Origin of the sequence: Stutzerimonas azotifigens, assembly GCF_013522725.1 — a bacterium.
Classification (GTDB): Bacteria; Pseudomonadota; Gammaproteobacteria; order Pseudomonadales; family Pseudomonadaceae; genus Stutzerimonas; species Stutzerimonas azotifigens_A.
In genome coordinates, this window is the sequence record NZ_JAAMRF010000003.1 from 289,439 (window position 1) to 302,440 (window position 13,002).

Here is a 13,002-nt window from a genome sequence, read left to right on the forward strand (position 1 = left end):
CGCGCCCATGACATCTCGGGGTGGAATAACCGGCATGTGGCACCAGACGACGATCACCCTGCGGGCACGGCCGCGAGGCTTCCACCTGATCACCGACGAACTGCTTGCCGCACTGCCGGAACTGCAACGATGCCGGGTCGGTCTGTTACACCTGTGGCTGCGGCACACCTCGGCGTCGCTGACGGTGAACGAGAATGCCGACGCTGCGGTGAGACGCGATTTCGAACGGTTCTTCAATCGCTTGGTACCCCAGGGTGAAAGCGGCTACGAACACGATTACGAGGGTCCGGACGACCTGCCGGCGCACTTCAAGTCGAGCCTGCTCGGTTGTCAGCTAAGTGTGCCGGTGACCGAAGGGCGCCTGGCGCTCGGGACCTGGCAGGGTTTGTATCTGGGCGAGCACCGCGACCATGGCGGTTCGCGGCAGGTACTGGCCACCCTGCAGGGGATGGAAAGTTGATTTTTTTGCGGAGCGGATTTCCGCGATCGCTGGGCTATAACTTACCTGCTTTGGCAAGCCATGAGGTTGAACATGAGCGATGAAGAACTCGAACAGGACGACGTTGAACTCGACGAGGACGAGGACGGCGAAGAACTGAGCGCTGCTGACACCGAGGCCGATGAAGGAGCCGATGACGAAGGCACCGACAGCGAGCGCGTGACGCCGACGAAGAAAAAGGCCAAGGCCGTCGAGCCCGACGAGCTGCCTAGTATCGAGGCGAAGCAGAAAGAGCGGGAAGCGCTGGAACGCGCCATGCAGGAGTTCCTGGCGCGCGGAGGCAAGGTGCAGGAAGTCGAGCCGAACGTAGTGGCCGACCCGCCCAAGAAGCCAGACAGCAAATACGGCAGCCGCCCTATCTAGGGCCGGATGTCCGTGAAAAGCCCGCCGTATGGCGGGCTTTTTCATGCGTGCTGTTACGCCTGGGCCCAGCGCTGCAACACGGCGGGCAGCTGCGCGAGGCTGCGGATTTCGGCGTCAGGCTGGCGTGCCTGGTCCCAGGACAGCGCCGTGGGGTTGAACCAGATCGCGCGCATGCCGGCCTGTTGTGCACCGCCGATGTCGTCGCTCGGGTGGTCGCCGACATGCACCGCCTGGCCTGCTTCCACGCCAGCGCGGGCAAGGGCCTCGCGAAAGGGCCTGGGGTCGGGTTTGCCGATGCCCAGTTCTTCGGCGCAGAGCGCGAAGCGAAAGTAGTCGGCCAGACCCAGGCGGCGGACGTCGGCGTTGCCGTTGGTGAGCACGCCGAGCATGTAGCGTCCTGCCAGCCGCTCGAGGGTTTCGTGCACGTCGGGGAACAACTCCACCGCATGCCGCGCTTCGAGAAAGACCTGGAAGCCACGCTCCGCCAGCGCTTCTGCCTCATCCTCGGCATAGCCGGCCTCGGACAGTGCGTGGAACAGGATCCGACGGCGCAACTCGCTCAGACGGTGCTTCAAGCCTGGATCCGTTTCGGTCAGGCGACTGCGGATCGCCCACAGATGCTCGGGCGAGAACGTCCCCAGACGTGGCGCATGCTCGGTCAGCCAATTGCGCAGCGTAGTCTCGGCGCTGCGCAACACGGGCGCGACGTCCCACAGCGTATCGTCGAGGTCGAAGGTGATCAGGCGAATGCTCATCGCGGCTCCAGAAAGGCCCTGTGAAGGCAGGGCGGACGCTCAGGTTTCTTCACTGCGCGGCCTGCGCTTGGCGCGCGGGTGTGCCTGGTCATAGACCTTGGCCAGGTGCTGGAAATCCAGATGGGTGTAGATCTGTGTGGTACCGATATCGGCATGGCCGAGCAGTTCCTGGACCGAACGCAGGTCTTGGGAAGACTCGAGCAGATGACTGGCGAAGCTGTGGCGCAGCATGTGTGGGTGCAGGTGCTGGCCGAGCTCGCGTACACCGGCTTCGCGAACGCGCAGCTGCACCGCCCGGGCACCCAGTCGCCGTCCCTGCTTGCCGATGAACACCGCGCCGTCGGCCGGTGATGCCAGGGCTCGCAGCGGCAGCCAGGCTTCGAGCGCGTCGCGGGCCTTGCGCCCAACCGGCAGCACCCGCGCTTTGCTGCCCTTGCCCAGGACCTGAACCAACCCGGCCGGCAGGTCGAGCTGATCCAGATTCAGCCCGACCAGCTCGGACAGACGCAGCCCCGAGGAATAGAACAGCTCAAGCAGCGCCTGGTCGCGGCGGGCGATGAAGTCGTCTTCGACGCCGCCGTCGAGCAGTTGCATCGCGCGATCCGTGTCGAGTACGCGCGGCAGGCGCCGCTCGCCCTTGGGGGGGCTCAGCCCGGCAGCCGGATCATGGCTGCAGTGACCTTCCCCATTGAGGTAGCGATAGAGACCGCGCACCGACGACAGGATGCGCGCCAGGCTGCGGCTCGATTGGCCCTTGCGGTGCTGTTCGGCGACCAGCTGGCGCAAGTGATTGGGCTTGAGCGCCGACCAGCTCTGCAGTTGGGCGCGGCCGCAATGCTCGAGCACCTTGTTCAGGTCGCGTCGATAGCCGTCGAGGGTGTGGGGCGAGACCTGCCGTTCGTTGCGCAGGTGCTGCAGGTAGGCGTCCAGCTCAGCATGCATGAGAAGCCCCTCGGTCATCCGTCGGCGCGGCGCCGACGCGCTCAGCGTACCGAGCGCAGTGGCGCGGAGAAACGCGGCAGTACGCGAATCAGGACCTCGGCGACATAACCGAGGAAGAGCGTACCAAGCGAGCTCTTGTAATGCTGCGGGTCGGGACTGCCGATGGCCAGGATGCCCTGCTGCACGCCTTGCTGGGTGAGCGAGACCACGGCCGCCGAGCCGATGCCGGCGCTTTCCTGTTCGCCGAACAGGTAGGCCAGTTCGTGGGGGCGCAGCACGCCGCAGGTGGTCTTTCCGTCGCCGAGCAGGCCGCCGATCGCCTGGTGGGCTTCGGCGGCCGTGACGCTGCGGCCGACCGGTATCGGCGTCTCGCTGAACAGGATCAGACTTACGAAGGGCACCTGGAATTCATGCCGCAGGCTGTCGTCCACCGCACCGACGATTTCTTCCAGGCTGCCGGCGTCGAGTAGATCCAGGACCAGGCGACGGGTCTTGTCGAACAGGCGATCGTTATCGCGCGCGACGTCCATCAGTTGCGACAGGCGGTGGCGCATCTCGATGTTGCGTTCGCGCAGCAGCTTGACCTGGCGCTCCACCAGCGAGACGGCATCGCCACGGGCATGGGGAATGCGCAGCTCGGCGATCAGCTCGTCGTAGTCGACGAAGAATTCCGGGTGTGCCCTGAGAAAAGCGGCAACCTGTTCCGGGTCGAGTTGCTCTGGCGGGTCCTGGCGCTGGTCGGTCATAGGCGAACCTGTCCTTCATACACGCGAACGGCGGGGCCGGTCATCATAACGGGCTGCCCCGGGCCTGCCCACTCGATGGACAGGCGGCCGCCCGGCAGTTCCAGCTGGACGGGGGAGGCCATCCAGCCCTGGCTGATCGCTACCACCGCTGCGGCGCAAGCGCCTGTGCCGCACGCCTGGGTCTCGCCAGCGCCGCGTTCCCACACCCGTAGCCGAGCGCGTTGACGGTCGATCACCTGCAGAAATCCGACGTTGACTCGCTGCGGAAAGCGCGGGTGGTGCTCGATCTTCGCGCCGAGGCTGTGCACCGGCGCGTTGTCCAGATCCTCGACACGCAGCACCGCATGGGGATTACCCATGGACACGGCAGAGAGTTCGATGGTTTGCCCATCGACGTCCAGGGCGTAGCTGGGCGCCTCATGGTCGGCGATGAAGGGAATCTGCTCGGGTACCGTGCGCGGCGGGCCCATGTCGACGCATACCTGGCCGTCGGGGCGCAGGTCGAGTTCGATGATGCCGCCCTTGGTTTCGACGCGGATCTGACGCTTCATGGTCAGGCGCTTGTCGAGCACGAAGCGGGCGAAGCAGCGGGCACCGTTGCCGCACTGCTCCACTTCCGAACCGTCGGAATTGAAGATGCGATAGCGGAAGTCCACGTCCGGATCATGCGGCGGTTCGACCAGCAGCAACTGATCGAAACCGATGCCGGTATGGCGGTCGCCCCACTGACGCGCGTGCTTGGGTTGGATGTGCGCGTGCTGGCTGACCAGGTCGATGACCATGAAGTCGTTGCCCAGGCCGTGCATCTTGGTAAAGCGCAAAAGCATCGTCGTAGCCTCAGGCAGGGAGCAGGCTTTCGCCCGCATACAGCTCCTGCACGCTTTCGCGCCGGCGCACCTCATGGACGTGGGTGCCGTCCACCAACACCTCCGCGGCGCGGCCGCGGGTGTTGTAGTTCGAGCTCATGACGAAGCCATAGGCACCGGCCGAGCGCACCGCCAGCAGATCGCCCTCGGCGAGCGCCAGCTGGCGCTCCTTGGCGAGGAAGTCGCCGGTCTCGCAGATCGGCCCGACGATGTCGTAGGTCCGTGCCTCGCCGTCGCGAGGCGTCACCGGAACCACGTCCATCCAGGCCTGATACAGCGCCGGACGGATCAGGTCGTTCATCGCCGCGTCGACGATGGCGAAATCCTTGTGCTCGGTGTGCTTGAGGTATTCCACGCGGGTCAGCAGCACGCCGGCGTTGGCAACGATGAAGCGGCCCGGCTCGAACACCAGCGCCAGGTCACGGCCTTCTATGCGCTGGCGCACCGCCTGGATATAGTCGCCTGCCAGTGGTGGTTCTTCATCGCGATAACGCACGCCGAGGCCGCCACCTAGATCGAGGTGGCGGATCTGGATACCTTTGGCGGCCAGGCGATCAATCAGGGCGAGCAACCGGTCGAGGGCATCGAGGAACGGCGGCAAGCTGGTCAGCTGCGAGCCGATATGGCAATCGACGCCAATGACCTGCAGATTCGGCAGCGCATGGGCACGCGCATAGACCGCTTCGGCGTCGGCGATGGCGATGCCGAATTTGTTTTCCTTGAGCCCGGTCGAGATGTACGGGTGGGTGCCCGCATCGACGTCGGGATTGACCCGCAGCGAGACGGGGGCGACGGTGCCGAGCTCGGCGGCCACCTGCTGCAGGCGCTCGAGTTCGTCGGTCGACTCGACGTTGAAGCAATGCACGCCGACTTCCAGCGCGCGGCGCATGTCGTCGCGGGTCTTGCCGACTCCGGAGAAGACGATGCGATCGGGTTTGCCACCTGCGGCCAGGACGCGTTCGAGCTCACCGCGCGAAACGATGTCGAAGCCGGCATCGAGCCGAGCCAGTACGTTCAGGACGCCCAGGTTGGAGTTCGCCTTGACGGCGAAACAGACCAGGTGGGGTACGCCTTCGAGCGCATCGGCGTAGGCCCGGTATTGGGCTTCGATGTGCGCGCGCGAATAGACGTAGGTGGGGGTGCCGAAGCGTTGTGCGAGAGCGGACAGCGCCACGCCCTCCGCGAAGAGTTGACCGTCGCGGTACGAGAAGGCCTCCATGGATGCCTCCTCTTAAAGTTCGAAACGGTCTTTGGAACGCTCGTTGGCAGTGTCGCTGTCGGGTAGATACAGCGGGCCTTTCTGGCCGCAGCCGCCAAGCGCGGCAGTCAGCACGACCAGAGAGAGCAGGGGAAGCAGCAGACGCTTCATGGGGTTGAATCCTTGGAAAATCGATTGCCACCGAGTATACCCAGCACCCGGCGGATTGCCTATGTGAGCCACCAATTGCCGCCGCCGGGGCGATCGGCTGCTGTCTGCCGGTGGATGCGGTGCTAAGCTCGGCGCCTTTATTGGCGGCCCGAGTGGCCGTTGCCTCCATCCTGCAGGAACATCACCATGAGCTTGAACGAAGCCCGCTACCATGACCTCATTGACGCCGCGCAGCAGGAGGTCGAGGACGTCTTCGACGACAGCGACCTGGATGTCGATCTGGAGAACTCCGCGGGCGTGCTGACCGTCCGCTTCGACAACGGCACCCAGTTGATCCTCAGCCGCCAACCGGCGCTGCTGCAGCTGTGGGTCGCCGCCCGCTCCGGTGGTTTTCACTTCGATTTCGACGAAGCCGCCGGACTCTGGATCTGCGATACCAGTGAGGAGCCGCTGGGCGAGTTGCTCGAGCGCGTGACCCGTGAGCAGAGCGGAGCGGAGCTGGATTTCGAAGCGCTGCGCTAGTCGCCTCGGCGGGCGGCCGAGGGTGGCCTTGATAATCTGCCGGGCTGTGTTAGGGTCCATTCAGGTCTTTCAGAACCCCGCCTTCGGGCGGGGTTTTTATTTTTCTGCCCATCAACCATGGAGAGACAACCCGCCCATGAGCAGCGCACCGCCCATCACCCTGACCCATACCGATCTGCAGCGTCTGGAGCGCCTGCTGGACAGCCTCGACGACTACGGCCCTGCTGCCGAAGCGCTGGAGAAGGAGCTGGCGCGCGCGCAGATCATGGATGTCAGCCAGTTGCCGCCCGGCGTGGTGACGATGAACTCGCGCGTCCATTGCCGTGAAGAGAGCAGCCACAAGGATTACCACTTGACCCTGGTTTATCCCCAGGACGCAGGCAAGGACGGCACCGTCTCGGTGCTCGCCCCGGTGGGCACCGCCCTGCTCGGGTTGTCCGTAGGCCAGCACATCGACTGGGCGACGCCCGGCGGCAAGGTGTTGGCGCTGACTCTGCTGGAGGTCGAATACCAGCCTGAGGCGAACGCCGCGGTGCGGCACTGAATCAGCGCGTCAGCCTGGATCCAGAGCCTGCTGTTCGAGCGCCTGGTTAAGCGCCGCTTCCAGGCGCATCTTGTAACGCAGGTATTGCACCGTCTGTGCCGGACTGTCGCCGAACATGCCCGACAGGTCCAGGTCGGTGATGTAGCAGGGGTAGCGCTCGCGGGTGCGCCGCTGCGCGAGGATGTGGCGGGCCACGGTGGCGAACAGGTCCGGCCCGTATTCGAGTTCGGAGAATTCCCGATGATTGCAGTAAAGGCTGACCTGCGTACGGCCGCGGTCACCGGGTTCGATGATGGCCTGAACGTCGTAGAACGGATCGCTCACGCGGCTCGGTAGTGCGGCGCGCCGTTCCAGGCGTAGCGGCAGGTCGCCCTGGGGCGCGAGAATCTGGTGATACAGAATTTCCATCGTTGGCCCGCGGCCGTGGTCGGTGAGCGGTTGCATGGCGTTGCGCCGATACAGGATCGACTGCAGAAAGCGCTGCAGCGGTGTGAGCAGTGTCAGCTCGTCCTTGAACGGCAGGTGCTGGCGCCATAGCGCGTTCAATTCGTCGAGCACACTGAGTTCGGCATGTTCCCCGCGGATGCGATAGAACACCTGCAGACAGTCCGGCTTGCCGGCGGGAAGGATCACCGCCAGGTCATTCACTTCCTGGGCATGGCGATCCAGATGGATCGGGCTGTAGGCGGCGCGGCCTTCGCCCAGGTGGTCGAGCAGCGCTGGCAGGTCCGGCAAGCTGGCATGCCTGACCTGGCCAGGCACCAGGTCGATCAGGTGATAGTGCTGGCGGATCTGCAACAGGTAACGGCTGTTGGGCGAGCTGGCGAGGCTCGCCTGGGCATCGGCGAACAGCTCCTCGACCCGGCGGGCGATCAGCGGCGCACGGTTACGGCACAGGCAACGCACATGGAACTCGGGCAGAGCGCCTTCGGCCGGGAGCGCATCGAGGTAATCGCGCAGGCAGTCGAGCAGCGCATCGGCGCCGTCGTAGCGGCTGACCATCAGCTCGTTCCAGCTGTTGAGGGTGAGCTGGTCGATCGATACCACCAGATTCTCCCGCGCGCCCGAATAGCCGAGCGAGTCGGTACGGCCGGTCGCCATGTGCATGTTGAGCAGGCTGTGCTGGGGCAGCGGGTCGACGCCGACGTTGATCAGCAGCAGCACCTTCTTCGGCACGCTGCCGGCCAGCAGCGCCTGTTCGGACACGGTGTCCAGCGGGACGGGCAGCACCTGCTGGAGACTGCCGAGCAGGCCTGACAATTCGGCTTCGCGCAGATCGCTATCGCCGGGGTGCAGGGAGATGCGCGTACTGGCGTCGATCACGCCGTTGCGATGGCACCAGGCGAGCAGAGGGACCAGATCGCGGGAGCGCTTGAGCGGCGCGTAATTGCGCCATTCCAGAGCGCCGAGGTTCCCGCGCAGCAGGATCCACTGGTGGTCGCCGTCGCTGCCGGTGTTGCGCACCAGGGTCAGGCTTTCTTCGGCCATGTCCGGCGAGATGCCGGGGTTGATGAACTCCACCTTACCGGCCTTGCGCTCGAAGGCGGCATACAGGCGCCGGCCGAGGATGCCCAGGTCGTGGCTGTCCATCGGGCTGACCACTTGCATCTGTCGGGCGAACTGCGAGAGGAAGCGGTAGCCATAGGTCAGCTCGTTGACCAGCGCGCGCCGTTCCAGGCTCACCTGCCCTTCCTTCCACCGACTGCGGCTGTCGAGCATCGCGAGCTGGCGCGAATCCCAGCCCCACTCGTCCGTGAGACGTTCGAGCAACAGGCGCTGCCAGCTCTTGCGGCGGTTGCGTGGAGGGCGGCTGAGCGGCTTGTTGACCTTGATGTAGAGGCAGCGGCGGATCAGTTCGAGGCGTTGGTGATCGTCACGGTCCTTGAGGTATTCCTCCAGTCGGCGGTAGACCACGATGTAAGGGTCGAGCTCATCGAGATCCAGCCGGTTGGCGTAGACCGCCTGCTTGTAGCGCAGGGCGATGCATTGCACGTCGGGGTGCTCGCTGGCATAGACCTCGGTCAGCAGCAGCTTGAGCACCGACTTGTAGGGCGACTCGATGCCTTTGTAGAGCTGCCACAGGCCCGCGCCGAGAAATTCGCTGGCGGGAATAGCGCCGAGATTGCCCAGATCCAGCACTTCGTCGGCGCGGATGAAGCGCTTGCGGATCAGGGTCTGCACGTAGAGGTCGTAGCGATGTTCTTCATACGCCGGCACCAGCCACCACAGCGGAGTTCTACCGCCCAGCCAGATGGCCGTGCGGTAGAACTCGTCGAGCAGCAGATAGTGCTGGGTGGTGCCGCAGTCGTCCGAGGTCAGTGGCCCGGCGCCGCGGCCCTGAGCGAAGCGCGCCGGGTCGATCAGGAAAAAATGCGCCTCGGTGCCCTGGGTCGCCGCCCAGGCTTCGAGCAGATCGCACTTGCGCCGCAATTCCATCAGGCAGGTGGGGCTGAGGTCGGGCTGATGACAGACCCAGACGTCCAGGTCGCTTTGCTCGTTCTGTGCCACGGTACCCAGGCTACCCATCAGGAACAGACCGTGGATCGCCTCGTTGCGCACCCCGCGATGGGGCTTGTAGCTGAACGAGCGGCTCAAGCGCTGCGCTTCGGCGATCACCTTCGGGTCGGGCTTGAAGCCGCTGAGCCCGGCTGGCGTGCCATTGGAAACGTAGCCCGGCAGGATCGGGTGGTTGATGTCGAGCAGCAGCGGCAACAGCGTGAGGACCAGTTGCTGGCGCGGCGACATGGCCTGGCGGGTGCGTTCGAGGCGGCCGTCGTTGACGCTCATGAAGCGTGTGCGCAGCAGGGACAGGTCTTTGCGGTCGATCCCTTCGTCGAGGTCGGTACGGATTTCCTGGGAACGACTCATCAGGTACTCATGCAGTTCAGCGTCATAGGGTGTCAGCTACCTGATCGGCGCGAACCGGCGAGCCTTTAGCTCGAGGTCCCGCGCCGGTCAGGCAGGGGCGGCATGGCGGTGGGGCGAGCGCCGCCCTTCGAGGCGGCTGCGCCTCAAGCGGTTTGTGGTGCGGAAAGGATCGTCAGCAGCGACTGCGCATGTTCGGCGGCATCGCGTCCCAGGCTGGTCAGGTAGCCGCCGTCGGGCTGGCTGGTCAGGCCCTTGGCATGCAGCCGGCCGGTGGCGGCGATCGCGTCCGGCGCGGCGTCCTGATGCACCTTGAGGCCCTCCAGGGTGTTTTCAAGATTGAACAGCGTGAGCATTTCCAGCTCGGCGACGAGTTCGGGGGTGTAGGTCATTGGCTGCTCCTCACGTGATGGGCCCGGGCCCGGTAGGGCAAGTGTAGTCGCGCCGGACGGTTGCGCCTGCTCCATCTGAGCGGGTCACGGTGCCTCGGGCAAGCCGGGCAGCTGGCGTAGCGCCGCCTCGTAGCCGTCGCGATCGAAGGGGCGGTCTTCGCGCAACATCGCGGCGATCTCGGCGGCCAGCACCAGCGCCATCAGGTGCAGGATCTCGTCGCGCTCGTAACCGACCAGGGTGAGCTTGTTCAGCGTCGCCTTGGCGGCGGGTGGGTCGTCTGCCTCGAGTTGATTCTCGATGGCCTGGATCAGGGTTTCCTGGGCGAAGGCCTCTTCGCCGTCGTCGGGTTCGCTCATGGCTCGCTCCTCTGGGACAAGTCATGAGTCTGCCACGAATGGCTGCATTCATGCCCGTGATGGCTGCCCATGCCGAGCCGGGAGGCCCGTCCCAGAGCCTTGGAATTCATTGCGCCGGTACGCTGGAATCTGCTGTTACAGAGCCCCGCTTCAGCCGGCTGCGATCGTTGTGGCACAACCGATCGGCGGCGCGACACGGGGCGCGCCGGTTTAAAGACAAGAACAACAAAGAGCCGGTCCGATGAGGCCGCGCCTCTCGCTGCGGAGGAACCATGAGCCAGCCCGACGAGTTGAAGCGTTCCACTATTTACATCTATGGCTCCATCGGCATGCCGCTGGCGATCATCGGCTATCCGCTGGCGGTCTATCTGCCACCGTTCTATGCCCAGGAGCTGGGCGCGAACATGGCGTTGATGGCGCTGGTACTGGTGCTGGCGCGCTTCACCGATGTGATCACCGACCCGCTGATTGGGACCCTGAGCGACCGCTGGCAGACCCGCTTCGGGCGTCGCAAGCCCTGGCTGGTGATGGGGGTGCCGCTGATGCTGGTCGGCACCGTGCAGATCTTCATGCCGCCGGCCGGAGTAGGCGTCTGGCACCTGTTGCTGTGGACGATGGTGATGTACCTGGGCTGGACCATGGTCACGTTGCCCTACAGCGCCTGGGGGGCGGAGCTGTCCACGGCCTATCACCAGCGCAGTCGGGTGACGGCCTCGCGCGAAGCCTACGTGCTGATCGGCCTGTTTCTCGCTGCGCTGGCGCCCGCCATCGTGCAGGCGTTCGGACGCCGCTTCGAGGCCGGGGACACCGATGGCGCGCTGATGCAGGCGATGGTCTGGTTATTGGGGCGCGACGGCCAGTTCGGCATCGGCTACGGGCCGATCCTGGCGTCGATGGCCTGGTTGCTGATCCTGCTGCTGCCGCTGACCGTGCTGCTGGTGGTGACCCGCGTGCGGGAGGCCCCGCCGCGCACCGTCAAACGCACCGACTGGCGCCAGGGCTTGCGGGTGCTGAAGAAGAACGGGCCGTTCAAGATCATGATGCTGGTGCTGCTGATCGTGATCACCGGCGAGGCCTTCCGCAATGCGCTGTCGGTGTTCTTCATGCAGCACGTGATCCAGATCCAGGCGCAGATCGGCCTGATGTACCTGATCTACTTCGGGGTCGGCATCCTCGGCATTCCATTCTGGCTCACCCTGGGTCGGCGCATCGGCAAGCATCGTGCGTTCTGCGTCGCGGTGCTGGTATCCAGCGTGAGCATCATCGGCATGTTTTTCCTGCAGGCCGGCCAGCTGGTGCCGTTCGCGGTGATGTTCGCCCTCAAGGGATTCTGCTTTGCCGCCTTCCAGTTTCTTCCATTGTCGATGCTTGCCGATATCATCGATCTCGACACCGCGCGCAGTCGTGAGCATCGCGCCGGGCTGTTCTTCGCGATGTCGGGTATAGCCCACAAGCTGGCCATGGCGTTGGGTCTGGGGCTTTCGCTCGGGCTGCTGGCGCTGGTCGGCTTCGATGCGACCGCTCAGAACGATGCCGGGCATCTGCTCGCGCTGCGTTCGCTTTACATCCTGGGGCCGGTGGCGCTCTACATGCTGGCGTTCTTCATCGCCTGGAACTACCCGCTGACCGCAGCGCGTCAGGCTCGAATACGCAACCGCCTGAATCGGCGCGAGCAGCGGCTTGGGGTCGTGGCAGGCGGTGCTTCATGAGGGTCGCCGCGGCACGATGACTGAACGAAGCGGTTTGTGTCGCCTCTCAGGCTTGGTCAAGCTGTAGCATCCAAGCCTGGAAGAGCCCCCATGATCACCTGCTATCACGTCATCAACGGTGTGCTGAAGAGCCAGTCAATCGAACCTGACGATCCACTGCCCGCCGAATTTCTATGGATCGACTTGCTCGAGCCCAGCCTGGAAGAAGAACTGCGGGTCGAAAAAGCGCTGGGCGTGAATATTCCCACCCGCGAGGAAATGGCCGAGATCGAAGACTCCTCGCGTTTGCGCGAGCAGGGCGGCACGCTGCTGATGACCTCGACCGTGGTCAGCGGCATCAGCGCGCAGCGGCCATCGACCGCCGAGGTGACCTTCGTGCTCTCGTCCGAATGGCTGGTGACGGTGCGCTATGCCGAGCTTGCCGCGTTCAGCGCCTTCGAAACCAAGAACGCTCAGAGTCTGAACAACCATGCCTCGCCCGATCTGCTGCTGGCGGCATTGCTCGACAGTATCGTCGACCGCATCGCTGACGTGCTGGAGATGCTCCAGTCGCAGCTCAACTCGCTTTCGGAAAGTATCTTCAGCGATGCGGCCGATGTGCGTCAGGGCAAGGCCGACCTGCAGGTGATCCTCAAGCACCTGGGCCGCCACAACAGCCTGCTGGGCAAGCTCAGCGGCAGCCTGCTGAGCATCACCCGGCAACTCAGCTACGTGCGTCTGGGTGCCAGCGAATGGCTGCGCGAACCGGCGCGTATCGCGCTCAAATCGGTGGAGCGCGACGTGCGTTCGCTGGGAGAGCACCAGGCGAAGATCTCCGGGGAGGTGACCTTTCTCCTCGACGCGACCCTCGGGCTGATTAACATCGAGCAGAACAGCATCATCAAGGTGTTTTCCATCGCCGCCGTGCTGTTCCTGCCGCCGACCCTGCTCGGTACCGTCTACGGGATGAACTTCGACGCCATGCCCGAGCTGCACTGGACGTATGGCTATCCGCTGGCGCTGGCGATGATGGTCGTCTCGGCGGCCGCCTCTTATGCCTGGTTCAAGTTCAAGAACTGGCTTTGAGGCTGCGT

15 protein-coding genes are annotated in these 13,002 nt (G+C 64.8%); 6 read left to right on the forward strand and 9 right to left on the reverse strand.

Annotated features, from left to right (window positions below; all coding sequences use genetic code 11):
- The first annotated feature begins 34 nt into the window (after window positions 1-34).
- On the forward strand, window positions 35-460 hold the full coding sequence (locus G7026_RS07220) for a secondary thiamine-phosphate synthase enzyme YjbQ (protein ID WP_181070076.1): 426 nt from the start codon (window positions 35-37) through the stop codon (window positions 458-460).
- Between the two features lie 72 nt (window positions 461-532).
- Complete coding sequence (sutA, locus tag G7026_RS07225) at window positions 533-862, forward strand: transcriptional regulator SutA (RefSeq protein ID WP_181070077.1); 330 nt, start codon at window positions 533-535, stop codon at window positions 860-862.
- Between the two features lie 53 nt (window positions 863-915).
- Here sutA and G7026_RS07230 read toward each other — a convergent pair whose 3' ends face one another.
- The 6 genes from G7026_RS07230 to lptM are packed head-to-tail and all read right to left on the reverse strand — an operon-like array spanning window position 916 to window position 5,540.
- Window positions 916-1,617: an HAD family hydrolase gene (locus tag G7026_RS07230; RefSeq protein WP_181070078.1), complete on the reverse strand. Its 702-nt coding sequence runs from the start codon at window positions 1,615-1,617 to the stop codon at window positions 916-918.
- Window positions 1,618-1,656: 39 nt separating this feature from the next.
- Complete coding sequence (xerC, locus tag G7026_RS07235; RefSeq protein WP_181070079.1) at window positions 1,657-2,559, reverse strand: tyrosine recombinase XerC; 903 nt, start codon at window positions 2,557-2,559, stop codon at window positions 1,657-1,659.
- Between the two features lie 41 nt (window positions 2,560-2,600).
- Window positions 2,601-3,305 (reverse strand): DUF484 family protein, encoded by a 705-nt coding sequence (locus tag G7026_RS07240; RefSeq protein WP_181070080.1) that lies wholly within the window; start codon window positions 3,303-3,305, stop codon window positions 2,601-2,603.
- A complete protein-coding gene (gene dapF, locus G7026_RS07245; protein WP_181070081.1) occupies window positions 3,302-4,132 on the reverse strand; it encodes a diaminopimelate epimerase in 831 nt (276 codons plus the stop codon). Before dapF ends, G7026_RS07240 begins: the two co-directional genes overlap by 4 nt.
- A 10-nt stretch (window positions 4,133-4,142) precedes the next feature.
- A complete protein-coding gene (gene lysA / locus G7026_RS07250) occupies window positions 4,143-5,390 on the reverse strand; it encodes a diaminopimelate decarboxylase (protein WP_181070082.1) in 1,248 nt (415 codons plus the stop codon).
- 12 nt (window positions 5,391-5,402) lie between these two features.
- Window positions 5,403-5,540 carry an LPS translocon maturation chaperone LptM gene (gene lptM / locus G7026_RS07255; protein ID WP_181070083.1) on the reverse strand — a complete coding sequence of 46 codons (138 nt, stop codon included), beginning with the start codon at window positions 5,538-5,540 and terminating at the stop codon, window positions 5,403-5,405.
- A 186-nt stretch (window positions 5,541-5,726) separates the two neighbouring features.
- Here lptM and cyaY point away from each other — a divergent pair, with 186 nt between their 5' ends.
- Both cyaY and rnk read left to right on the forward strand, forming a co-directional pair.
- Window positions 5,727-6,062: an iron donor protein CyaY gene (cyaY, locus tag G7026_RS07260; RefSeq protein WP_181070084.1), complete on the forward strand. Its 336-nt coding sequence runs from the start codon at window positions 5,727-5,729 to the stop codon at window positions 6,060-6,062.
- Window positions 6,063-6,198: 136 nt separating this feature from the next.
- Complete coding sequence (gene rnk / locus G7026_RS07265) at window positions 6,199-6,606, forward strand: nucleoside diphosphate kinase regulator (protein ID WP_181070085.1); 408 nt, start codon at window positions 6,199-6,201, stop codon at window positions 6,604-6,606.
- A gap of 9 nt (window positions 6,607-6,615) precedes the next feature.
- Here rnk and G7026_RS07270 read toward each other — a convergent pair whose 3' ends face one another.
- The 3 genes from G7026_RS07270 to G7026_RS07280 form a co-directional block, all read right to left on the reverse strand.
- Window positions 6,616-9,474, reverse strand: a complete 2,859-nt coding sequence (locus G7026_RS07270; protein WP_181070086.1) for a class I adenylate cyclase — start codon at window positions 9,472-9,474, stop codon at window positions 6,616-6,618.
- 143 nt (window positions 9,475-9,617) lie between these two features.
- Entirely contained in the window at window positions 9,618-9,863 is a 246-nt protein-coding gene (locus G7026_RS07275) for a TIGR02647 family protein (protein ID WP_181070087.1), read from the reverse strand.
- Window positions 9,864-9,947: 84 nt separating this feature from the next.
- A complete protein-coding gene (locus G7026_RS07280; RefSeq protein WP_181070088.1) occupies window positions 9,948-10,220 on the reverse strand; it encodes a hypothetical protein in 273 nt (90 codons plus the stop codon).
- A 272-nt stretch (window positions 10,221-10,492) separates the two neighbouring features.
- On the opposite strand from G7026_RS07280, the gene G7026_RS07285 reads away from it, so the two are divergent.
- Both G7026_RS07285 and G7026_RS07290 read left to right on the forward strand, forming a co-directional pair.
- Entirely contained in the window at window positions 10,493-11,929 is a 1,437-nt protein-coding gene (locus tag G7026_RS07285) for an MFS transporter (protein WP_181070089.1), read from the forward strand.
- Window positions 11,930-12,019: 90 nt separating this feature from the next.
- Window positions 12,020-12,994, forward strand: a complete 975-nt coding sequence (locus G7026_RS07290; protein ID WP_181070090.1) for a magnesium transporter CorA family protein — start codon at window positions 12,020-12,022, stop codon at window positions 12,992-12,994.
- Window positions 12,995-13,002: the final 8 nt, after the last annotated feature.